Genomic DNA, 21,227 nt, shown 5'->3' with positions numbered 1-21,227 from the left:
CCCCTGCGCAGTTACCTTCGCTGGACTTCCATGAACGACCGCCTTCCCGTCTTCGACGACGACCTCGCGTTGCAGCGCCTCTATCACTTCGAAAGGACCCAGCCCGATCGCACGGTCTTCACCCAGCCCATCGGGGACGGGCGGGAGATGACGCTGACATGGCGCACGGTGATGGACGAAGTGCGCCGCATGGCCGCCCACCTCGACGCCCAGGGCCTGCCGCCGGGCTCGCGCATTGGCCTGCTGTCGAAGAACACCGCGCACTGGCTGATGGCGGACTTCGCGATCTGGATGGCGGGCCATGTGTCGGTGCCGCTGTACCCGACGCTGTCCGCGAAGACCGTGCGCAGCATCCTCGAACACAGCGAGGCGAGCCTGCTCTTCGTCGGCAAGCTCGACCACTGGGACGAGCTGCGGCCTGGCATCGCGCCGACGCTGCCATGCATCCGCCTGCCGCTGGCGCCCGCGGTTGCCTGGCCGTCGTGGGACACCATCGTGAAGGAGACGGCGCCGCTTCCCGGCCACCTCGTGCGCGACGCCGACGAGCTGGCCACCATCGTCTACACCTCGGGCACCACCGGCGAGCCCAAGGGCGTAATGCACACCTTCGGCGGCCTCGCCTGGGTCACGCGCTGTGGCCTGCAGCGCATTCCGCTGAATGCCGACTCTCGCGTGCTGAGCTACCTGCCGCTGGCCCATGTCGCCGAACGCATGCTCATCGAGCACGGATTGCTGGCGAGCGGCATGCAGGTGTTCTTCGCCGAGTCGCTGGACACCTTCGCGCAGGACCTGCGGCGGGCCCGGCCGACGGTTTTCTTCTCGGTGCCTCGGCTCTGGGTGAAGTTTCGGCAGGGCGTGCAGGAGAAGATTCCGCAGCGGCGCCTGTCCCGGCTGCTGGCCTGGCCGCTGATCGGGCGGCTCGTCAGGCGCCGAATGCTGGCTGCGATGGGACTGGACCGCTGCGTGTTCGCCGTCGGCGGCGCGGCGCCGATGCCGGCGGACCTGCTCGAGTGGTATGCACAGCTCGGCCTACCCATCGCCGAGGTGTACGGCATGACCGAGAACGGCGTGCTCTCGCATTCCACCTGGCCCGCGCGGCCACGGCCGGGCACGGTCGGCTGGACCTTCGACGGCATCCAGAGCCGCATCGACGCGTCGACCGGCGAGATCCAGCTGCGCACGCCGGGCGTGATGCGCGGCTACTTCAAGGACCCGGTGCTCACGCAGCAGGCGTTCACGCCCGACGGCTGGCTGCGCACCGGCGACTGCGGCGAACTGGACAGCGAGGGCGCCTTGCGGATCACCGGGCGCATCAAGGACCTGTTCAAGACGAGCAAGGGCAAGTACGTGGCGCCCGCACCGATCGAGGAGCGGCTGGCGGCGCATCCGGACGTGGAGGCCTGCATGGTCGCCGGTGCGCGGCTTCCGCAGCCGCTGGCGATCGTCCTGCTGGGCGATGCAGCCATTGCGCGATCGCGCGTGCCGAGCGAACGGGCGGTGCTGCAGTCGTCGCTGCAGGCGCATCTCGAGGACATCAACCGCGCGCTGGATCCGCACGAGCGCCTGTCGTGCCTCGTCGTGACGACGACACCGTGGACGGTGCAGAACGGCCTCGTCACGCCGACGCTGAAGCTGAGGCGCAACCGGGCCGAAGGGCTGTTCGGGTCGCGCTACGAACGCTGGACCGCGCTGCGTCGCCCGATCGTCTGGGAAGCCGCGGCCTGATCGTGTCGCGATCCGTCAAGACCCGCGCGCGCTTGGATTCAATAATCGCCGCGCTTCATTCCTGAACTCACCATTCCATGAAAACCGTTCTTCAACACATCCTCCGCCGCAAGCGCGACTTCGCGCGCCGGCCGCTCTTCGAATACCTGCGCGACCAACGGCTGTCGCCGCAGGATCGGCTGGCGTTCTATCCCTGCATGGCGCCGTTCATCCTCAGCTTCGGCGATCTGAACCGGTACGTGCTGCGTGTCGAACCCACAGACGACCCGCACCTGCTTATGATCAACCAGCACACATACGAAGATGACCACCACTGGCCGTGGTATCTCGAGGACTTCGCGAAGCTGGGCCACGATGCGGCGGCGGTGCCGCCCGGCGAGACGCTGCGCTTTCTGTGGAGTGACGCGACCGTGCACAGCCGCCTGCTGTCGACCCGACTGGCCCATCTCGTGTGGAGCGCCGCGCCGTCGGTGCGCCTGGCGATCGTCGAGGCGATCGAGGAAACCGGCAACGTCCTGTTCTCCTTGACGTCGAAGCTGGCGGAGACCATTCAGCAAGAGACCGGCGTCGAGCTGCGCTATTGCGGCGAGTTCCATTTCGAGCGCGAATCCGGCCACGCGATGAACAACGATCACGCCGAGCTGGCCGCCATCGCGCTCGACCCCGCGCTGCGCGACGACGCGATCGCGCGTGTCGACCAGGTTTTCGTGTTGTTCTCCGACTGGACCGACGAGCTGCATCGTTATGCGATGGACCGGCTGGCCGAGCGCTGGGCGCAAGCATCGTGAGCATGGCCCCGGCACCGGCTCGCGTCGCGTGGCGCCGTGCTGCCGTGTCGTCGTCGCCCTGGCGGTCGCGCAGCAGCTGGTGGGCTGCGCTGAGCCGGCCTCGCCGCGGCCCGCAGCGTGCGACATCGACAAGGGGTTCGGCGCCGAACGGCTGGAACGCAATGTGTCAGTTCAATGGGGCGGTCCGCGGCGCGAAGGCGGGTCGGCGCAGCAACTGCGGCTGTCGATCGGCCCCGACGGCGCGTTGCTGCTGGCGTTGCAACGCAGGTCTGCCGGCCGCGACGGCGTGTCGATCGCGCGGCTCGCGTGGTACGACGCGGCCATCCCGCGGTCGGCGTGGTCCGTCACGTCGACGTCGCTGCGCCACCGCATATCGCCACCGGCCCGTCGCAGGACCTCATTGCGGTCTGTCCGGCGGGCAGGCTGTTGATGGCGCGCCGCTGCGATCTGCGGCGAGGCGGCTGGCAGGCACCCGAGGCCCTGCACACCGTCGGCACCGGCGTCTGCCGGCCGGTGCGGCGGTGGATCGATGCGGCAACGCCGTGATGCTGTGGACCAGCGCGGTGCGCGCCGATCAACACACCGAGGGCCGCTGCTTCGATGCCATCGCGCAATCGTGGGGCCGCGTCCGCGGCATCGATGCGACCGGCAGATTGCACGATCCCGCGATCGCTCGGCTTCGATGGCCGCGGCGACGCCGTCGCAGTCTGGTCCGCGCATCGCTCAGGCGAGCGCAGCGAGGTCATGACGGCGCGCCTGCCGGCAGGCGACGAGGCACCGAGTCGGCCGCTCGCGATCGGCCGCGAGCTAGGCGCGGCGGCAAGCGGGGCACGCATCGCGCTCGACGGCGCGGGCGCGGCCATCGCCGTCTGGGCCGGCCGCGACGCCATCCGGGCCAACACGCTGCGCTAGCGTCAGCGCACGGCAGCGTCGCCGAGCAGCGCGGGCCGAGCCTGCTCCATCACCTCGATGGTGAAGCGGATCGCCGCCTGCACCGCGGCCGACAGCCGCGCCTCGCGCCGATAGACCAGCCACAGCTCGCGCACCACCAGTACCTCCGGCGTGATGCGCACGAGCTCGGGCGCTGCGGCTGCCAAGTGGCAGGGCAGCAGGGCGAGTCCGGCGCCGGCAGCCGCGGCGTCGACCATGTCGACCATCTCGCGGTTGCGCATGACGATGCTTGAGGCGTCTGCGCGCGTGGCGATCCATCGCGCGGCCGGTGTGTCGGCCGGGGCCTTGTCGTAGCCGATGACATCGTGGCCGCGCAACCGGGTCGGCGTCGAGGGGGTGCCGCGAGATAGCCGCCGGCCGGCGTACAGCGACCAGCCGACCTCGCACAGGCGGCGCCCTGCCGCACTGCTGCAGCGCGCGGCGACCAGCGAGCTCGCGCGGGCCACCCGGCCGTTCACCGGCGGACGCATCACCCACCTCGAGTAAGGCGCCGTCGATCGGCGCACACCCCTGTGCGGCCGCGAGGAATCAACAGCCGCTGGGGGCTTCTGGAGACTCGCCGTCCAGTCGGGCCCGTGCGGTACGACGCGATACCGCACGCACGTTCTAGGGGGCTGGCACTTCCGTGACGCAAACCTGCAAGCCTCCGGTGGACCCCGCCGATATCGTCGCGCCCCTGTCTGTCATTGCCGTTGTCCCATGAACACCGCCCATCGCCTCGATGGCCCCTTCCGCGGCATGCGGGCGGCAGACGCGTGGCCGGAGCGCCTCGCGGCGCATGCGCTGGCCTGGCGTGGTTGCGCAAGTCCGCACCGGACAGCCATCGGCACACCGCGCTGCCCTCCGACCTCTTTCTCGTCACCGTGTACTGCGACCCGGGTCTGCTCTGCGGCGAACCCGACGAAGGGCGCGATGTGGAAGTCGTGGTGTCGGCCCTGCGCACCCGCCCGACGGAGTTCCGCTCGGCCGGTGGGGGCGAGCTCGCGGTCGCACTGCTCACGCCGCTGGGGCTGCTGCAGGCGTTTCGCACGCCAGTGGAGGGGCTGACCGACTGCCGCTTGCCGCTGGCCTACTTTGGCGGCTGGAACGAGCAGCGGGCGCTGCGCCACGCGCTGGCCGCGGCGGGCTCGCCGCAGGAGCGCCTGCATCGGTTGTCGGCCTGGCTGGAGCGGCGGATCTCCGATACGCGCGCGCTGGCGGGCCCGCAGCGGCGCGTGTCGCAGGCCGCGATGATTCTGTATGCCAGCGCCGGCGTGCCGCCCTCCACCGATGCCGTCGCCGCGCAAGTCTCGGTCGGTCGGCGACAGCTGGAGCGCGACTTCCGGCGCTGGCTCGGCGTCTCTCCCGGCAACTACACGCGGCTGGTGCGCTTCCAGCGGGCCGCGGCCTCGTGCTGGCGGGCCGCGAACTGATGCGCGTCGCCGCGGAGCACGGCTACGCCGATCAGCCCCACATGACACGCGCGTTTCGCGAAGTCGCTCTGGTGACGCCGGGCGAGATCGCGGCCTGGGGCCGTTGGGCAGGGAGTGCCGAGCTGCGCCGCGTGCTGGCCGGCCGGGTGCTGATGCTGCAGCAGGACAGCCCCGCGCAGGTCTGCGTGCCGCGTCCGCACGCGGCGTACTGCGAACTGGCGGAAGCCGCGTAGGCGGCCAGCGTCAGCCGGCCAGCAGCGAACTGAGCGCCTGGGTGTGCCGCTTCGGCCGCACCCCGGGCACCAGGTTCGGCGCCACCTGGGTGGCAAAGAAGCGGTCAGAGTCTTCCTTCGATCGCCACACCTCCACGACACGGAAGCCGCCGCCTTCCAACGGATGCGCGGTGTCCAGGACGAAGCCCGGCGCGGCTTTCATCGCGAGCGCCAGCAGGTTGAACATGTGCAGGTAGGTCTCAGCGGTCAGGCCCTGCGCCTCGCCGGTCATGAGAATGGGCATCGGGAACTCCTCGAAGGATCGCTCGCCCATCGGCATGCGAAGGCACTCATCGTTTCAGCGTGCGATCTGGTGGTCCATTCCACAACGGCCCACAGGCCTGTGCATCGCGGCGCCACGATCCGCGGCGTGGCGGATGTCGCCCTGCATCAAGACGGCAGCGTCGCAACGCCGCACGATGGCGCCCCTTCCACACTGCGACGCGCCTTGATGAACGACGACGTGCTAGCTGCCAGGCTGGTGCCACGGCGCACCTTGCTGCGACGCCGCGCGCACAGTTCCCTCCCGCCGGAAACGCTGGCGTGCTGACGTCCGCAGGGGCAGGCCGTCGCCGATGACCTGCTCGACCGCATGCTGCCGCGCGGAGAAGCCGAGCTGGTGCGCGACTATTCGTTCCCCCTGTCGTCGATCGTCATGGCGAACCTGATCGGATTGCCGCCGGCGCATCGCGATCGGCTGCGGGCCTGGCTCGCCGCATGGATGCGCGGCGCCGGCGCGTCCGACGGGACGGCGTCGCTGCAGGCACTGACGGATCCGCTGCGGGTCCTCGTGGCCGAGAAAGCGGCAACACCGCGGCGACGACCTGCTGGCTGATCGTGTGCGAGCAGCACGCGGCCCCGATGACCGATGATGAACTGGTGGCGACCGTGCTCCGCGACCTGGCGCGCCGCCTGCCTGCGGCGGTAGAGGAACTGGCCCGACACGATGCGGTGGGCGCCTGCGCGGGGTCGCGCCGCGCGCGGATGAACGCGGACGTGGCCATCGGCAGCCTGCTGCGTCATGCACCGAACCTGCGGCTCGCGGTCGCGCCCCACACGCTGAGCTGGCGCATGGGGCTGCGGCTGCGCGCGCTGGACCGGCTGCCGCTGAAGTTCACGCCGCGGCCGGGCCCCGGGGCCAGCAGCCTGTGAGGCGCCAGGGCCGTGTCGCGCCGCTTCAAGACGCGGCGACCCCGCGACAGCACCATCGCGGCATGACGGCACCTGCACCCACCGATCGGCCTCCGGCCACGAACCCCCGTACCACTCCGAGGCGACTGCTGCACGCGGCGCTGGGCGGATTGGCCCTGTCGCTGGCCATCCTGGTCGGCGTGCTGCTGGCATCAACCTGGTCGCCGGCGCCCACGACAGCCGCCCGTGTAGCCGCCGCCTTGCCGGTGGTCGATGAACCGACTGCAGCGACTCGTCTGGCGGGCGCGCTTCGTTTCCAGACAATCTCCCACCAGGACCGGCCGGACGCGAGCGCCGCGGCCTTCGTCGAGTTCCACGCCTACCTCGAACGCACCTTCCCGCTGGTGCATGCTCGGCTCCAGCGCGAACGGGTGGGCGGCTACAGCCTGCTCTACACCTGGCGCGGCACCGACGATAACGCTCCGGCCGTGCTGCTGATGGCGCACCAGGACGTGGTGCCGGTGTCGCCCGGCACCGACGCACGCTGGACGCATCCGCCCTTCGCGGGCACCGTCGCCGACGGCTTCATGTGGGGCCGCGGGTCCTGGGACGACAAGGGCCGGCTGATGGCGCAGCTGGAGGCGGTGGAAGCGATGTTGCGCGACGGCGCGCGTCCGGCGCGCACGGTATTCCTCGCCTTCGGCCACGACGAGGAGGTAGGTGGCACGCAAGGCGCGAAGGCGATCGCCACGTTGCTGCGCTCGCGGGGCGTGAAGCTGCTGTACTCGCTCGACGAGGGCATGGTGGTGACGGACGGCATCATCGCCGGCGCACGCCGGCCGGTCGCCCTGGTCGGCGTGGCAGAGAAGGGCTATGTCGCGATCCGCCTGCGCGCCACCGCCGATGCGGGACATTCGTCGATGCCGCCTCGGCGCGGCGCCATCGGCAACCTGAGTCGGGCGATCGCCGCGCTGGAGGCGCAGCCGATGCCGGCGCGTCTGCAGGTCGTCGCATCCAAGACGTTCACGGCACTGGCGCCGGACATGAGCCTGGCGCGTCGCGTGGTGCTGTCCAACCTGTGGCTCTTCGCGCCGCTGCTGGAGCGTTCGCTGGAACAGTCGCCGGTGACCGATGCGATGCTGCGCACCACCACGGCGGTGACCATCGTTCGCGGCGGGGACAAGGAGAACGTGCTGCCGGGCGCGGCGGAAGCCATCGCGAATTTCCGACTGCTCCCCGGCGACCGCGCGCAGGAAGTGCTCGATCACGTCCGCCGGGTGGTCGCGAACCATGGCGTCGAGGTGGAGTTGCTCCCGCAAGGCGAGCCGCCGTCGGCCGTCAGCCCGCTGGACTCCGATGGCTATCGCGGTATCGCGCGCAGCATCGAGGACGTGTTCGGCGATGTCGCGGTCGCGCCGGGGTTGGTCGTCGGCGGCACCGACTCCAAGCACCTCGGTGACCTGACCGACAAGGTCTACCGCTTCTCGCCGGTGCGCGTGCGCCCCGAGGACACGAGCCGCATCCATGGTAGCGACGAGCGACTGTCGGTGAGCAACTACGCCGAGATGATCCGGTTCTATCAGCGGCTGCTGTACCGCACCGCGGTCGACAGTTCCGGACGGGCGCCGGCGCGGGACTGAAAGCGCCGGCGCCGGCGGCGCTTCTTCAGCGCATTCGGCGCTCGACGTGCAGCGCGAAGGTCAACACACCGGCCATCACGAGGCTGGCGCCCGCGGCCACACCGGCAGCACCGTGTTGTGCCCGGTCAGCATGCCGTACGAGATGCCGCCCATGAAGCTCACCAGGCCGACGTTGTGCATCACGAGTAGCAACCGCGGCACCCAGCCCCGCGCGAGCTGCGGGTGCATGCCGTAGAGCAGGCCGACCAGACCCAGCGTCACCCAGCCGAGCACGTTGACGTTGACATGGACATGGGTCAGGCGGAAGTCCCGCGTGATGCCGGCATACAGGCCGAGCGTCACGCCGACAACGAGGCAGTTCTTGAAAGCATGAGGCTGTCCATGTCAGGAGGACTCGGGCCGGCGGCGGGGAGCCGCGGCGCCGAATCCACCGGCCCCTTGCCGGTGCTGGTCCGACATGTGATCGGCCCCGTTCACGGCCGAGCGGCTCGACGGGTTCGTCGGGTCGGACACGACACCTGTTGCGGCTGCGCTAACCGCGCCGACGGCCAGCAGTGCCGCCGCCGTCGCCAGCCACCATGCCGGTCGCCATTCGTTCATCTTCATTTGTACTCCTTGGGAGGTTGTTGGCAGCAGCCCTGCGCCGTGCCGACACAGCAGTCTCCGCGGATTGCCTCGCCCGATCTTGAACAGGCGCGACCAGATCGTGTCGCGATGAATAGCGGCGCCGCATGTCGCAGCCGTTCAAGACCGGCGGGTCCTGCACCGCGGATCATTCGGCCTTCGACGGAGCCAAAGATGGAATCGACGCTGAATGTGCAAACAAAGCGTGCTGCCGCGGCTGCAGCGCCCGCCTCGACGCGCCGCGAACGCTACGTCGACGTGTTTCGCGGCCTCCTGGTGGCGCACATGGCGCTGGACCACGCATCGTTGATGTTCAACGCCGGGCGGGGCGCCGAGGAGCTCGCCGCGGCCGCGCCACCGGCGGCCGGCAACCTGCTCCAGTTCCTGACGCGCTTCACCGGCGTTCCGGTCGCGCCGGCGTTCTTCTTCATGGCGGGCTTCATGGTGGCGCTCACCAGCGCTGCACGCGGGCAGCGCGGCGTGCCCGATCGCGAGGTCACGCGGCGGCTCGTCGTGCGCGGGCTGGTGCTGATCGCAGTCGACGCGTTGATCATGGGCCTGCCGCGCGCCGCGATGGGGTTCTTTTCGTTCGCGGTGCTGAGCTCGATCGGCGCCGGACTGATCGTCCTCGCACTCGTGCGGCATGTGCCTTCGAAGGTGCTGCTGCCGGCGGCCGTTGCGCTGCTGGCACTGCACCCGCTGCTCGACGTGTCGGTCTGGCCCCTGGCGCTGCGTGCGATCCTCTACGAGCCGGTTCGAACGGGGACCTTGCGTTCGCTGTATCCCGTCGTGCCCTGGTGCGCGATCCTCGTCATCGGGTTCGTCGTCGGTCGCGACGCTTCCGTCCGACGCAGCCCGGCACGGTTCTGGGCCGCGCTTGCCGCGGCGTGCCTGCTGCTGTTCCTGGCAGTGCGGCTGCCCGGCGGGTACGGCAACGCCTATCCGTACACCGGCGTCGCGCACCTCGACTTCTGGTTCTTCGCGAAGTACCCGCCCGATCTGCCGTTCCTGGCCTGGTCGTTCGCCGCCACGTTCGCGGGGCTGGCGCTGGTGTGGCGGCTGACCCGCACGCAGACGCCGGCGGCGCTGCGGCCGTTCGAGCTGTTCGGCCGCGTGCCCTTCTTCTTCTACGTTGTCCACTTCTACGTGCTCGGCGTCGCCGCTGCGTTGGTGCGCGCGAAGGGAGGCCTAGCGGCGACCTACCTCGTATGGCTGCTGCTGATGGCCTTCATGGCCTGGCCTTGCGCCTGGTACTGGCGCAAGAAGCGCGAGCGTCCCAACGTCGTGACGCGCTACTTCTGATGCCCGCCTGGGCGCTGCGCGCGGCTCACGCCGCGGGTAGCGCCAGCGTTCGCAGCACTTCGGCAGCATCCGGCATAGCCCGGATCTCCGACTGCACGCGCCGCGCGACAGCGGCGAACGCCGGCTCGTCGAGCAGGCGGCGTGCGGCTGCCGCAATGGAAGCAGTATTCGTTTCCGCGGGCGCCAGCGACAACGCAGCGCCGCTGGCGAGGGCGGCGTCGGCGTTGAAGAACTGGTCCGCACCCTGCGGCAGGACGAGTTGCGGCAGGCCGCAGCCGAACGCGCCGAGCAGCGTTCCCGAGCCGCCTTGCGACACGACCAGGCTGCAACGCGGCAGCAGCAAGGCTTGCGGCACGTACCTTTCGATGCGGACGTGCGCGGGCTGCGGGCCGAACCGCGTCGGGTTTCCGTCCGCTCCTACCGTGACGACCAGGTTCGCGTCGAGTGTGCTGAGGCCGATGATCGCCTGCTCCAGCACGTCGACGTTTCCGTTGTAGACCGTCCCCAGCGTCAGGTAGATCGTGCGGTGGAAAGGAAGCGTGTCCAGGCCGTCGGGCAAACGATCAGTCGGCGACGGCGGGATGGCGACAGGTTTCAGCGGCAGCACATGCTGCCAGATCGGCGCTTCGCTCGACTGCAGCGAAGGCGGGCACAGGTCCAGGTAGGGCGCGCGGGCCACCGCCGCCATCGCGTCCGGCGTTCCCCAGCGCTGTCCCAGCCTGGATATCGCTTCGACGAACCGCGGCCAGATCCGGCGCGGCGGCATGCGGCCCAGCCCGTGCACGGCGTGCCGCGCGCCGGTGATGGCTGCCACGGCCGGCCCGGTCAGCTCGGTCTCCTCGTGGATCACCAGTTCCGGCTTCCAGGCAGCTGCGCGTGGCAGAAGATCCGCGGCGCGGCGGTCCGCCGTGCTCTCGAAATAGGCGAGCCAGGAGCCCTGGCGATTGCCGCCCGCCTCCGCGTGGGTCATGCCCACGCGCCAGGCCTGAAGGCCACGCCGCTCGATGTGGTCGGCGAAGTCCGGGCCGCTTGCGAAAGCGACGGCATGGCCGGACTGCTTTGCCGCCACTGCCAGCGACAGCATGGGGTTGATGTGGCCGTACAAGGCCCCGCTGATGAAAAGTATCCGCATCGGGTCGCTCACGTTGCAGTGGAGTGCGTGTGGCGCCCAGTGTTCTGCCTAGGACCGCGGCGAGTCTTGAACGTCGGCGACATCGTCGCGGCCGACCCTTGCAGGTTCAATTGACGCAGCAGCGTCCAGCGTCTCCGTCGGTCGCACCGGCAGCCCGGGACTGCGCCACGCTTCGATCCCGCCGCACAGCGACCATGACAGCAAGGTCGGCAGCTGTCCTCGGAGGAACCATGTCTCTGATTCAACTCGTTCGCGCCGCCGTGCTGGCGGCGATCACCAGCGCGACGCTGGTAGCCCACCCTGTCCTTTGCTCAAGCCGCATCTGCGGCGGACCAGAGCTAGGCACCGCCGGCGGTCGCCATCGCGCCGGTCGCCACGACAGCCAAGAAAACCGTCGAGAACCCTTATGGCCTGTCGGCGCTCTAGGCGCAAGGCGACTTCGTGGCCAAGGGCACGCTGATCATTCCGGTGATCATGTCGATGGGCAGCTGGTACATCCTGATCACCAAGCTGTACGAGAGCCTGAAGATCTCCGGCGAAGCCAAGGCGGCGCGCAAGGGCTTCTTCAAGCACGCCAGCCTGGGCGACGCGGCCAAGACGCTCAAGGAATGCAGTGCTTTCCGCTTCATTGCCAAGACGGGCATCGAGGCCATCAACACCACGCCGCTCATCGACGTGATGCTGGTGCTCCTCAACTTGCGTTCCAGCGAATCGGACATCCACACTCCTGCGGTATTGCCGCTCTATCGGGGTCCCACAACGTCGGGCACCGCCAATGCAGGCCGGCCTGGTCAACGGCGCAGAGATCGGACATTCCGCAAGCTCTCCTTCCCAACCGTCCGGCCACCGAGTCGAAGAACTACGCCGCACGGCCCGCAGGCAACGCAAGCTGGGCGATGTAGCCCTGCAGCGCCGCCGGAACGAACATCGTGTCGAAGCCGAGGAACAGGAACTTCACGCCTTGCGCCAGCGCCAGCCGCGCCTGCTGCGGCGTCACCGCGAAGCTCATCGGTGCAAATCCCTTCCGGGCGATCTTGGCCGATGCCAATGCCAATGCCTTCTGCACTTCAGGATGGGCCGGACCGTCTGCGTAGCCCATGTTCACGGCCAGATCGAACGGCACGGCGAGCGCCCCGCCGAGGCCTGGCACGTCGAGAATCGCGTCGAGGTTCTCAATGGCGCGCGGATGTTCAATGAGTACCGTCACCCGGGTTTCAGCGTTCGCGCGCCGGGCGTAGTCGAACATGTTGGTCTGCCATGCGTACTGGGGCCGGAACGGGCCCCAACCACGGATGCCCTGCGGCGGATACTTCGCTGCCGCGACCGCCGTCTCGCACTCGGCCCGTGTCGTGACCATCGGCACAACCACGTTGCGGGCGCCGGTGTCGAGCGCCAGCTTGATCTGCGCTGCATCGTTGTGCGTCACGCGCAGCCAAGGCTCGGCCTTCGATCCGACCATCGCGGCCACCATCCGGTGCGCCGTCTCGATCGAGATGGGGCCATGCTCCATGTCGATCATCACGATGTCGAATCCCGCGTGAGCGCAGATCTGCGCCAGCTCGGGCGAAGGTGACGTCAGGCCGATGCCGAACGTCACGCCTTCCGGCCTGGCTCCGGCGGGGGGTGAAGCGGCAGCTGGCTCGGCAGGCAGAACTGGGGGCAGTGCCAGTGCGCTTCCGGCCATGGAAGAGGCGGCGAGCATCGTGCGACGGGAAATGTTAGGCATGGCGTGGTCTCGTGGATCGGGCGCTCAGTGTCGCGAATGGCGCGCGGCTCGTCTTGATACCTTGCGACAAGGGATAGCTGGTGTGCGAACCATTCCGTCGCAATCATTCAGGAACGGATGGGCGCGTCGCCACTACCGGCAACTGAACGCGCGACGCTGAGATCGGCAACGGGTCGAACGACGACTGTCGTGCCATGCGACAGCAGGGTGCACAGCAAGTTCTTTGCCTGGGGGATTTTTTGGGGGACTGGCCCTTGCAGTCACGGGTGTGACGATGCTTGGCACTGACCTGAACTTGATTCAGCATCTAGCGGACCGACGCTTCCCAGCTGCGAACGCACTGACCGTGGGTGACGGGACGAGTGCGCAGGCTGGGGCGCGTCAGGCTTGGTCGAACACGTGCACGAGCATCAAGAACGTGATCATCGACTGCGCCGAAACTGACAGGGTGCGTGGCCAGTTGTAGCGGATCAACTCGGCGATCGTGGAGGCGTTCTTGCCGTTCCTCTCGAGCCGGTTGTGTCGCGGAATCTCCAGCAGAACCGTCACGAGCAGGCCGACGATGCCGGCCACGATGTTCGCACTGCTCATCCAGCCCGGAACAGCTGGGCCGTAAAGGGACAGCGGGATAGGGAGCAGGAAGGTGGCAAAGCCGGGCAGGATCACGGGCAGCGCAATGTGTCTGGAGTAGAAGCGGTGATAGGCCACGTACTCCAACTCACCGACGCGGGCGAACAGGGGGTAGATCACGATCTGAGCAAACCAGATCTGGCCAAGCTCCCAGAACGAGAGCGCGGACCACACGAGGAGCAAAAGGTGGGACGTTTCCATGGGGTAGGTCAATGGGGTTGCAGGCGAGCCAGGTAGTGACCTCCGTCGTTGGCGAGCAGTTCGAAGCGCCAGTCCAAGCGCTGCGCCATGCGGCTGAGCGTCTGAGGGTCAATCTGGAGGACCGAGAACGGTGCTCCGACGCGGCCCTTGTATTCGAACCGAAGATCGAGTTCACCGAAGTAGCGCCCCGCCGCCTGCTTGCGTGCCATGTCGACGCGAAGGTCGGCGCTGGCGCCGACCCGCACGTCGAACGAGTCGGCGAGCAGCTGCCCACCAGGTGCAAGCAGGCGGCGCATGCGGTCCAGGAATCGCGGCAGGTCGGTCAGACGACCCACCTTGTCCAGGCCGTTGCACAGGCAGACGATGGTGTCGAACGGGCCACCGTTGAATGTCTGGAAGTCGGCCGCCACGGCTTTGTGCACGCCACGCTCCCGCATGATCTGGACGCACTGCGCCGACACGTCGATTGCCGTCACATCGAAGCCGCGGCGTTGCAGATCCAACGTGTGCACGCCGGCGCCGGCGCCCAGGTCCAGCACGGTGCCAAGGCACGCGGCTAGCGCCTGCCTTTCGAGCGGGTGGACGGTGTCGCGCAGCCAGAAGGCGGCGGGGACATCATCGCGTGTGCCGTCCTGGTGGCAGATCAGCGTGGCCGAGGCGTCCCCACGAAAGCAATCCAGCAACGCCGCGCCATGCGGTGCGTAGGCCTTCTCGGCCATCACACCAGGCCTTCGGCGCGAAGCGCGGCCTGCACCGCGGGGCGGCTGGCCACGCGAGCGCTGTGCACGGCCAGCGCCGGCCAGTCGGCCAACTTCAGGCCCACGATGCGCAGCATGCCGAGCACGGCGAACAGGTACGCGTCGGCCACGCTGAAACGGTCGCCGAGCACGAAGTCGCGGTGTCGGAGCTGTGCGTCGGCCCAGACCAGGCGAGCCGTCAGGCGCTGGACCAGGCCGTGGCGTGTTCCCTCGTGCAGCGCCGGGTTGAACAGCGGGCCGATCGTCTTGAGCAACTCCGACGCACAGTACGACAGCCACTCCTGCAGGCGGTAGCGCTCCATGCCAGGGCTGGCTGGGGCCAGCGCGGCCTGCGGCGCGACATCGGCCAGGTACTGAAGGATGGCTGCACTTTCACTGAGCTGTTCGCCGCTGGGCAGCTCGAGCACCGGCACATAGCCGCGCGGGTTGATGGTGTTGAAGTCCGCACCGTCGGCCGTGGTGTGGGTCGCGAGGTCGACGCGAATCAGTTGGGGTTCGATGCCGGCTTCGCGCATCACGATATGGGCCGCGAGCGAGCAGGCGCCCGGGAAATAGTAGAGCTTCATGGGGGATGGCAGCGGTTGATGAGAGCCGGTACTGTCGCTGCGGCGAAGCCGGCGGTCTTGAAAATCCGCGACAGGCCGCTGGCGCCCCGTGCCTCGACGACAGGCCGTGGCGGGCCGCGACTGCGTCAACCGTTGTCGCAATCGAACAAGACGGCGTGCACACCGGCTGTGCATGATCCCGCCTGTCTCAACACCCCGGATTGAAATCATGCTCAAAAGGTTCACTTGTGCTCTGCTGTGCACATCGCTCGTCTCGTTGTCAGGCTTTGCCGCAGAAGCGATGCCCCCCGTCGCGGCGACGCAAGTTCTGAAGGCCGTCAACAGCTGGGATGGAAAGCCCATCGTCTATCCCAGCGGGGCGGGCGAGGTGACCGTGCTCAACATCGAGATTCAGCCCGGCGCGGAGACCGGATGGCATCAGCATCCTGTTCCGTCCTTCGCCATGGTGCTGGAAGGAACGCTGCAGGTGACGCTGCGAGACGGCAGCTCCCGCCGTTTCGGTGCCGGCGAAGCGTTCGCGGAAGTCGTCAACACATCGCACAACGGTCGCAACGTGGGCGCGGCGTCCGTCAAGCTGTTGGTGGTCTATGCCGGCGCGCCAGGCACTTCATTGACGCACAAGGATTGAACATGCGTGTCGCCTCGCTCCACCCTCTGCGCCTCAGGCAGAGGCGCGCGCCCGACGAGACCCTGCTGGCCGCCACCTTGCAGCGCATCGCTTCCGAGGCCCGCAGGCTCATGGCCGGGCGCTGCGATCCGCGCACCCGGTACCTGAGCGCCGCATGCGACCACGATGACCTGGAGCGACGCATGCGTGCGTACGACGAAGAGCGCGTCGTTGTCACCACGCCCTGGCCCAGTCTCTAGGGCCGCGCCGCGCGGGGGCAACGAGCAGGCCGTGGGGGCACGAGGCCGAGGTCTGCACGGCCCCGTCGAACATCACGTCGCAGGCGTCGCCGATCGCGCGAGGCCGCCAACCGCACGCCGTCGCGCAGGCGTCGCTGCTTTGGCGTGCCGCACAGCTGTTCGAGCGGCACGCGGCACTCGTGCAGGCCGTGCAGCGGGGCACGCAGGATGGAGACCGCCGCCTCGGGCGTGAGCAGCACGAGCATCATTCTCCGCGACCGCCGGACAGGAATCGGCCGGGCCGCGTGCGCAGCGCGGTCAGCGAGGACCCAGCTGTCGCCGTCCTTTCGAAACACGAGGGTGACGCGCAACGCCCAGTCCTGAGCCGGCAGCTGGCCCACCGCGACGTGGGATCGCTCGATGACGGCGAGCACGATAAGGTCGTTGGAACGGTAGGACTGCACCAGTTCCAGCGTCGAGTCGCGGCCGGCGCGGAAGAAGCGGCCGATGGCCGCCTACTGTTCTTCGGTGTAACGGCCGCTGCGGGTCGGCGGGCCGCCGAACGGTGCCATCAGCGTGAAGTCGTCGGCGAGCGGCATCTTGGCGCGGTAGCGCTCGATGTCCCCCTGCATGAGGACTTCGTGCGCTTCGGTGGCGCGCCGCACGAGGAGGGCGACGTCGGTGGGCAACGCGGCGGACGGTGCTCCTGCAGCGACGGCGGCGGCGACCAGTGGTGCGCCGGCGGTGGCAAGCAGGGCGAGGCGGGAAGGGGGCATGAGACAGCTCCTGAAGTGGAATGACGAGGCGGAATGTCTCGAGGGCCACCCGCGGGCTAACCATGCCATCGAGGGAAGCTGCAACAGCAGGCTTCGCCAGCTGTCGGCCACCCCTTACGTTGAACGTTAGCCTCTTGGCTCGCGGCGCCCGAAGGTCCGCTTTGTGGCGTTGATTCGCACGACCCGAACTTCCGCTCAGGGTCGGTCACGACCGGTGGGATGCTGGCACCGGTGGGCAGCTTCGCAGCTGTCAGCCGTCATTGGCTGACCGAGCGGCTGCTGCGCGGCTCTAACTTGACGGTCGGATCCGTCCACTGGCGGGCTCTTGCCGGCCATGAACGGTCACTCGCCTCTTGCGCCGTAAGCGGTCATCCACAAGTTCAAATCATGCCCCCGCAACCACCGGGACAAAAAGTCTCGAATAGATCTAACCCTGAGGCGCTCATTCCTCGATCATCGAGATTTGAACATGCAAGCCCGGACCGACGACGTCGGTCCGGGCTTGCTTCTTCTGATCGCTAGGCGCGCAATCGACCCGCTTCGCTGCGCGCGTCGTTTGCCGACGGCGAAGAAGACCGTCTTCACTCGAGCAACTTGCGCCATGGGCGTACTCGATGTCACGCAGGAAGTGGTCCTTGGCGTGCATACGACTTCTCATTGGATGATCCTCGTCGAGATGTGCGCATTGAGCCTATGGCCGCACGTCCTGCACGAGAGCGCTGTCGATGTGCTCCTACGGGTCAGGGTGAAGGCGCTCGCAGGAAGTCGACCAGCTTCGGGACGACCTGCTCGGTCGCCTCCTCCATCAGCCAGTGCCCCGAGCCTTTGACGACGGTGCCTTCGACGTTGGCGGCGACGAGTCGCGCCTGGGTGATGAGGAACTCGCCGGAAGCCTTTTCACCCGTCAGCACGAGCATGGGCATCTTCAGCGGGGTCTTGGCGAGCGTGACGAAGTCCGCCGCATCCTGCTCGAATGCGCGAAACACCTCGAAGCCCGCGCGCATGGCGCCGGGTTGGGAGTACGCCTTGGTGTAGATGCGGCGATCGGCTTCCGGGATCGAGCGCTTGGGGTCGGCGGCGAAGTCGTTCCAGAAGTGCTCGAAGTAGGTGCGCTCGCGGCCGGCGACGAGCGCAAGCGGAGTTGTGCCGTAAAAGTGGAAATGCCACAGGTCGCGCAGCAGCCACACTTGCTTCCAGTCGCCCACTCCCGGCAGGAAGGCATCCATCAGCACGATGCGCTCGACCTGCGCCGGGTGCCGGGCAGCATAGGCATACGCGACCATGAGGCCGATGTCATGGCCCACGATTCGGATCGGTCCCACGCTCAGGCTCGTCAGAAGTGCATGGACGTCCTCTGCCATCACCGACTTGGTGTAGCCCTCGTGGTTCCGGGAGGATCTTCCGATGCCGCGCAAGTCCGGCGCGATGACGAGGTGTGTGTTCGCCAGCTCCTTCATCAGTGGCAGCCACATGTGGCTGGTCTGGGTGTAGCCGTGAAGCAGCACGACGACAGGGCTTCCCTTGCCGGCCACGAGATAGTGAAGCTTGACGCCGTTCACGTCGGCGAACCGGCTTTGGGGAGCCTGCGCGAAGGCGGGCAAGGCGACGGTCAGCGCGACGAACAGAAGCCACCACATCAGCGCGCGCCTCACGAAGTGGAAGGGCGGAACGGCAATGCTGCCTGCAAGGATGGTCATGAATCGCTCCTCATCGGTTGAAGTGGGGCCCGCGCTGCGCTTGGGCTCTGTGATTCGACGAATGCAATGTCGACGGAGGAGACATTGACGACATCTCCCGGTGGGGCGAGTACGCGACGACTTCATCTGGCGACGATGAGCATGGCCGAAGGGGACATGCACGTCTGTCCCTTTGGGGTCATCGGCTGACGGCCTGGAGCGTCGCCCGTCGCTAGATCGTCAGCGCTTCGAGCAGTCTCCTGGCGGCACGCATGTCGGCTGTGTCCAGGCCTTCGTCGAAACACCCGACGGTCGCAGACAGGAGCTCACGGGCCTCCGCGATGCGTTGCTGCCCGCGCCACAAGCGGGCCAGACTCGTCGCCGTCCTCAGTTGCCACGCCAGCGCTCCCTGCCGTCGTGCGAGAGCGAGCGACTTGGCATGGAGCGCTTCGGACGCGGCCGCAGACGGGACGCTGCCCTGCACCAGGATGCTCTCTCCCTGGACCCGCAGGATCTCTGGAGCGCACCAGCCGACCAACCCCTTCTCGACGCGAAGAAGTGTGTCGGCTCCGATCGGCGCCTCTACCAAAGTACCGATGCAGTCGAGCTCCATCACGTTGGTCGTCTGCACCTGCGGTACGGTCCGGATCGGAGCGCTCGCCGACTCTCGCGACTCGCGAATGGACAGCACGGCGTCGTAGCTCTGGCCCCACGACTGCCAGTACGTGGACGGATGTCGCGCGGAGTGCTCCCTCAGCTTGTCCACGAGCACGCGAGCGGCGCTGTGGTCGCCCCTCCACAGCAGGATGGGACATGCTGCCAACGCGAGGGCCTGGGTGTACGCGAACGGATGTTCCGAGGCTTGCTCGATGCAGTCGTTCGCGACCTCGACCGCCTGATCGGCACACCCCCGCAGCCACAAGACCCGCGCGAGCACGATGCGCATCGCCACGCCGTAAGGGACCGGGCTGATATAGGCGAAAGGCATCCGTCGGGGAGGGTGGCGGAGCACGCCTTCGGCCAGGACCGTTGCCACCGCGTGGTCGCCCATGAAATGGTGCGACTGCGCCAGCAATCGATCGGACAAGAGCAGCGCCGCGGAATCGGCAGAGTCTCGGGCCAGCATGCTCATTTCTTTCGCTGTCGCGAGTGCCGGCGCGTAGTCGCCGGCACGGAAGTCCTTGCCCCACAGGCCGTACAGCGCGGCGATCCGGTACTTCGGCTCGCCGAGCTCATGCCCGAGGTCCAGAATGCGAGCCACGACATCGGCGTAAGGCCGACCCTCACGCATCGACCGCCCGCTCGGAAACACGAGCGCCGCATTGAGGCGCATCTCGATCACGGGCTGCGCCGGCGACAGCAGATGAATCCGGCTCAAGGCTCGCTCGACCCACTTGTGGTGCTCGTCGAGCAGACCCAGTTCGTAGACCGGCAGCAGTGCGGCCGCCGTCAGGGCAATTCCGATGGCGGCATCGCCCGTACCGGAGAAGCTCCAGACGAGTGCAGCGCGGATGTCGTCCATGTCTCGGCAATAGGTCGCCATCCACTGCGGTCGCGACAACGCATCCCAATCCGCTTCTGCGCGCGTCAGCAAGTCGAGCATCTGCAAGGCATGACGCCTGAAGGCCATCGCGCTGTAGCCCCCGTTCATCAGCTGCTCGAGTGCGTAGGCACGTGTCGACTCCAGCAGTCGGAATCGGATGCCATCGCCGCTCGCATCCGCGGAGATCAAGGACTTGGCGGCAAGGTTCATCACGCATTCGAGGGCATCCGCCGCACGGAGGTCGTCGCCCGATGCGACGGCACAGGCTGCCTCTGCCGTGAAGCTCGCCTTGAAGACGCCGAGCCGGCACAACACCGTCCGCTCCGATGGGGCCAGCAGGTCGCAGCTCCAGTCCAGCATCGCTTTCAGCGTGCGATGCCGCGGCAAGGCGGTGCGACGGCCGTGCGTCAGCAGGCGCAATCGATCATCCAGCCCGGCAGCCAATCCACGCAGACCCAGGCTCTCCACCCGCGCTGCCGCAAATTCGATGGCCAGGGGCATGCCATCGAGCTGTCGGCACAGCTCGCCGACGACCGGCGCATCGGCATCCGAGAGATCGAACGCGTCCGAGATCGCTTTCGCTCGCAGCGCGAAGAGCTGAACGGCCGAAAAGGTCAGCGCCTGGGCTGCCGTCAGGTGGGTCGACTCGGCCGGAACCTCCAGCGAAGAAAGCCGATAAACCGACTCGCCCTCGCCATTCAGCCGCTCGCGGCTGGTGGTCAGTATCGAGATCCCGCTGGTGCCCTGCAGCAAGCTTTCGGCCAATGGTGCCGTCGCCTGGACCATGCGGTCGCAGTTGTCCAGCACGATCAGCATGTTCTTTCCGCGCAGACTTGCGCTCAAGGCAGGAAGCGGGTTCTCCGACGGCACCGACACCTCCAGCGTCGAAGCGACGGCGCCGGGCAGCTGCGATGGATCCGCGATCGGCGCCAGGTCGACGAACCGTACTCCGTCCCGGAACGAGCCGAGCAGCTCTTCGGCAACTGCCAAGGCAATCGTGGTCTTGCCCATCCCGCCCGCTCCCGTCACCGTGACGAAGCGTGCTTCCGCCAGCAATTTGCGAAGTGAGGCGACTGCCTCGGCGCGGCCGATCATTCGGGTCAGACGCGCGGGCAGGTTGTGGGGCACTTCGTGATCAGGCAGCGTTTCAGCGGCTGTTGGCGCCTGCCTGTGCCGTGCGACAGGCGCAACGAAGCAATAGCCCCGTCCGGGAACATTCGTGATGAAACGGGCACTCCCATGCCCGTCTCCCAACGCCTTGCGCAAGGTCGACACATGAACCCGAAGGCTGGTCTCCTGAACAAAGGTGTTCGGCCACACCCGGGCTTCCAATTCATCCCGGCTCATCACCTCGCCGGCTCGCTCGACGAGTGCAATCAGGAGGTCCAGTGCGCGGCCGCCGAGTCGCACCGGCTGCTCTCCCTCGAGCAGCAGCTTGCGCCTCGGCAGCAGCCGAAACGGGCCGAACGTCACAGCTTGATCCGCAAGATCGTCTGCTTCGTTCGGCATGTCGCACCCCGCTTGGACT

General features: G+C 67.9%; 27 protein-coding genes. 12 read left to right on the top strand and 15 right to left on the bottom strand.

The window, feature by feature from the left end:
- The first annotated feature begins 30 nt into the window (after nucleotides 1-30).
- The 4 genes from P7V53_RS24465 to P7V53_RS24450 all read left to right on the top strand — a co-directional run bounded on the left by P7V53_RS24465 (nucleotide 31) and on the right by P7V53_RS24450 (nucleotide 3,425).
- Nucleotides 31-1,725 (top strand): AMP-binding protein, encoded by a 1,695-nt coding sequence (locus tag P7V53_RS24465; protein WP_280152100.1) that lies wholly within the window; start codon nucleotides 31-33, stop codon nucleotides 1,723-1,725.
- Between the two features lie 77 nt (nucleotides 1,726-1,802).
- Nucleotides 1,803-2,513 (top strand): hypothetical protein, encoded by a 711-nt coding sequence (locus tag P7V53_RS24460; RefSeq protein WP_280152099.1) that lies wholly within the window; start codon nucleotides 1,803-1,805, stop codon nucleotides 2,511-2,513.
- Nucleotides 2,470-2,943 (top strand): hypothetical protein, encoded by a 474-nt coding sequence (locus P7V53_RS24455; protein ID WP_280152098.1) that lies wholly within the window; start codon nucleotides 2,470-2,472, stop codon nucleotides 2,941-2,943. Before P7V53_RS24460 ends, P7V53_RS24455 begins: the two co-directional genes overlap by 44 nt.
- Before the next feature lie 209 nt (nucleotides 2,944-3,152).
- On the top strand, nucleotides 3,153-3,425 hold the full coding sequence (locus tag P7V53_RS24450) for a hypothetical protein (protein WP_280152097.1): 273 nt from the start codon (nucleotides 3,153-3,155) through the stop codon (nucleotides 3,423-3,425).
- A gap of 2 nt (nucleotides 3,426-3,427) precedes the next feature.
- Here the strand turns inward: P7V53_RS24450 and P7V53_RS24445 are convergent, their stop codons facing one another.
- Nucleotides 3,428-3,934, bottom strand: coding sequence for a LysR substrate-binding domain-containing protein (locus tag P7V53_RS24445; RefSeq protein ID WP_280152096.1), 507 nt, complete (start codon nucleotides 3,932-3,934; stop codon nucleotides 3,428-3,430).
- Nucleotides 3,935-4,261: 327 nt separating this feature from the next.
- Between P7V53_RS24445 and P7V53_RS24440 the strand changes: the two genes are divergently transcribed.
- Nucleotides 4,262-4,876 (top strand): hypothetical protein, encoded by a 615-nt coding sequence (locus tag P7V53_RS24440; RefSeq protein WP_280152095.1) that lies wholly within the window; start codon nucleotides 4,262-4,264, stop codon nucleotides 4,874-4,876.
- Nucleotides 4,876-5,109, top strand: coding sequence for a hypothetical protein (locus P7V53_RS24435; RefSeq protein WP_280152094.1), 234 nt, complete (start codon nucleotides 4,876-4,878; stop codon nucleotides 5,107-5,109). The genes P7V53_RS24440 and P7V53_RS24435 overlap by 1 nt, the downstream gene beginning before the upstream one ends.
- Before the next feature lie 10 nt (nucleotides 5,110-5,119).
- On the opposite strand, the gene P7V53_RS24430 is transcribed toward P7V53_RS24435, so the two are convergent.
- Nucleotides 5,120-5,428, bottom strand: coding sequence for a hypothetical protein (locus P7V53_RS24430; protein ID WP_280152093.1), 309 nt, complete (start codon nucleotides 5,426-5,428; stop codon nucleotides 5,120-5,122).
- A gap of 339 nt (nucleotides 5,429-5,767) precedes the next feature.
- Between P7V53_RS24430 and P7V53_RS24425 the strand changes: the two genes are divergently transcribed.
- From P7V53_RS24425 to P7V53_RS24415, 3 genes are all read left to right on the top strand, one after another.
- A complete protein-coding gene (locus P7V53_RS24425; protein ID WP_280152092.1) occupies nucleotides 5,768-5,983 on the top strand; it encodes a hypothetical protein in 216 nt (71 codons plus the stop codon).
- 26 nt (nucleotides 5,984-6,009) lie between these two features.
- On the top strand, nucleotides 6,010-6,300 hold the full coding sequence (locus tag P7V53_RS24420; protein ID WP_280152091.1) for a hypothetical protein: 291 nt from the start codon (nucleotides 6,010-6,012) through the stop codon (nucleotides 6,298-6,300).
- A gap of 62 nt (nucleotides 6,301-6,362) precedes the next feature.
- Nucleotides 6,363-7,919 carry a M20 family peptidase gene (locus P7V53_RS24415; RefSeq protein ID WP_280152090.1) on the top strand — a complete coding sequence of 519 codons (1,557 nt, stop codon included), beginning with the start codon at nucleotides 6,363-6,365 and terminating at the stop codon, nucleotides 7,917-7,919.
- Nucleotides 7,920-7,994: 75 nt separating this feature from the next.
- Here P7V53_RS24415 and P7V53_RS24410 read toward each other — a convergent pair whose 3' ends face one another.
- On the bottom strand, nucleotides 7,995-8,261 hold the full coding sequence (locus P7V53_RS24410; RefSeq protein ID WP_280152089.1) for a hypothetical protein: 267 nt from the start codon (nucleotides 8,259-8,261) through the stop codon (nucleotides 7,995-7,997).
- 42 nt (nucleotides 8,262-8,303) lie between these two features.
- Nucleotides 8,304-8,525: a hypothetical protein gene (locus P7V53_RS24405; RefSeq protein ID WP_280152088.1), complete on the bottom strand. Its 222-nt coding sequence runs from the start codon at nucleotides 8,523-8,525 to the stop codon at nucleotides 8,304-8,306.
- A 192-nt stretch (nucleotides 8,526-8,717) separates the two neighbouring features.
- Between P7V53_RS24405 and P7V53_RS24400 the strand changes: the two genes are divergently transcribed.
- Nucleotides 8,718-9,845 (top strand): heparan-alpha-glucosaminide N-acetyltransferase domain-containing protein, encoded by a 1,128-nt coding sequence (locus P7V53_RS24400; RefSeq protein WP_280152087.1) that lies wholly within the window; start codon nucleotides 8,718-8,720, stop codon nucleotides 9,843-9,845.
- A 25-nt stretch (nucleotides 9,846-9,870) separates the two neighbouring features.
- On the opposite strand, the gene P7V53_RS24395 is transcribed toward P7V53_RS24400, so the two are convergent.
- The 6 genes from P7V53_RS24395 to gstA form a co-directional block, all read right to left on the bottom strand.
- On the bottom strand, nucleotides 9,871-10,989 hold the full coding sequence (locus P7V53_RS24395) for a glycosyltransferase (RefSeq protein WP_280152086.1): 1,119 nt from the start codon (nucleotides 10,987-10,989) through the stop codon (nucleotides 9,871-9,873).
- A gap of 410 nt (nucleotides 10,990-11,399) precedes the next feature.
- The gene (locus tag P7V53_RS24390; protein ID WP_280152085.1) at nucleotides 11,400-11,648 is read right to left on the bottom strand and encodes a hypothetical protein; all 249 of its coding nucleotides are present in this window, start codon (nucleotides 11,646-11,648) and stop codon (nucleotides 11,400-11,402) included.
- A 188-nt stretch (nucleotides 11,649-11,836) separates the two neighbouring features.
- Complete coding sequence (locus P7V53_RS24385; protein ID WP_280152084.1) at nucleotides 11,837-12,574, bottom strand: aldolase/citrate lyase family protein; 738 nt, start codon at nucleotides 12,572-12,574, stop codon at nucleotides 11,837-11,839.
- A gap of 510 nt (nucleotides 12,575-13,084) precedes the next feature.
- Complete coding sequence (locus P7V53_RS24380; protein WP_280152083.1) at nucleotides 13,085-13,534, bottom strand: hypothetical protein; 450 nt, start codon at nucleotides 13,532-13,534, stop codon at nucleotides 13,085-13,087.
- 8 nt (nucleotides 13,535-13,542) lie between these two features.
- Entirely contained in the window at nucleotides 13,543-14,253 is a 711-nt protein-coding gene (locus P7V53_RS24375) for a class I SAM-dependent methyltransferase (protein ID WP_280152082.1), read from the bottom strand.
- Entirely contained in the window at nucleotides 14,253-14,858 is a 606-nt protein-coding gene (gstA, locus tag P7V53_RS24370) for a glutathione transferase GstA (protein ID WP_280152081.1), read from the bottom strand. The genes P7V53_RS24375 and gstA overlap by 1 nt, the downstream gene beginning before the upstream one ends.
- A 172-nt stretch (nucleotides 14,859-15,030) precedes the next feature.
- Between gstA and P7V53_RS24365 the strand changes: the two genes are divergently transcribed.
- Together P7V53_RS24365 and P7V53_RS24360 are read left to right on the top strand one after the other, a co-directional pair.
- Nucleotides 15,031-15,486 (top strand): cupin domain-containing protein, encoded by a 456-nt coding sequence (locus P7V53_RS24365; protein ID WP_280152080.1) that lies wholly within the window; start codon nucleotides 15,031-15,033, stop codon nucleotides 15,484-15,486.
- A 2-nt stretch (nucleotides 15,487-15,488) separates the two neighbouring features.
- Nucleotides 15,489-15,725 carry a hypothetical protein gene (locus tag P7V53_RS24360; protein WP_280152079.1) on the top strand — a complete coding sequence of 79 codons (237 nt, stop codon included), beginning with the start codon at nucleotides 15,489-15,491 and terminating at the stop codon, nucleotides 15,723-15,725.
- Here P7V53_RS24360 and P7V53_RS24355 read toward each other — a convergent pair.
- The 5 genes from P7V53_RS24355 to P7V53_RS24335 all read right to left on the bottom strand — a co-directional run bounded on the left by P7V53_RS24355 (nucleotide 15,722) and on the right by P7V53_RS24335 (nucleotide 21,208).
- The gene (locus P7V53_RS24355) at nucleotides 15,722-16,168 is read right to left on the bottom strand and encodes a hypothetical protein (protein WP_280152078.1); all 447 of its coding nucleotides are present in this window, start codon (nucleotides 16,166-16,168) and stop codon (nucleotides 15,722-15,724) included. The genes P7V53_RS24360 and P7V53_RS24355 overlap by 4 nt on opposite strands.
- 51 nt (nucleotides 16,169-16,219) lie before the next feature.
- Nucleotides 16,220-16,480 (bottom strand): hypothetical protein, encoded by a 261-nt coding sequence (locus tag P7V53_RS24350; RefSeq protein ID WP_280152077.1) that lies wholly within the window; start codon nucleotides 16,478-16,480, stop codon nucleotides 16,220-16,222.
- Between the two features lie 442 nt (nucleotides 16,481-16,922).
- The gene (locus P7V53_RS24345; protein WP_280152076.1) at nucleotides 16,923-17,126 is read right to left on the bottom strand and encodes a hypothetical protein; all 204 of its coding nucleotides are present in this window, start codon (nucleotides 17,124-17,126) and stop codon (nucleotides 16,923-16,925) included.
- Between the two features lie 94 nt (nucleotides 17,127-17,220).
- The gene (locus tag P7V53_RS24340) at nucleotides 17,221-18,117 is read right to left on the bottom strand and encodes an alpha/beta hydrolase (protein WP_280156608.1); all 897 of its coding nucleotides are present in this window, start codon (nucleotides 18,115-18,117) and stop codon (nucleotides 17,221-17,223) included.
- A 271-nt stretch (nucleotides 18,118-18,388) separates the two neighbouring features.
- On the bottom strand, nucleotides 18,389-21,208 hold the full coding sequence (locus P7V53_RS24335; RefSeq protein WP_280152075.1) for a winged helix-turn-helix domain-containing protein: 2,820 nt from the start codon (nucleotides 21,206-21,208) through the stop codon (nucleotides 18,389-18,391).
- Nucleotides 21,209-21,227: the final 19 nt, after the last annotated feature.

Source organism: Piscinibacter sp. XHJ-5 (genome assembly GCF_029855045.1).
Taxonomy (GTDB): domain Bacteria; phylum Pseudomonadota; class Gammaproteobacteria; order Burkholderiales; family Burkholderiaceae_C; genus Albitalea.
The sequence above is the reverse complement of the archived record's forward strand: the minus strand, read 5'-3'. Positions and strand labels throughout refer to the sequence as shown.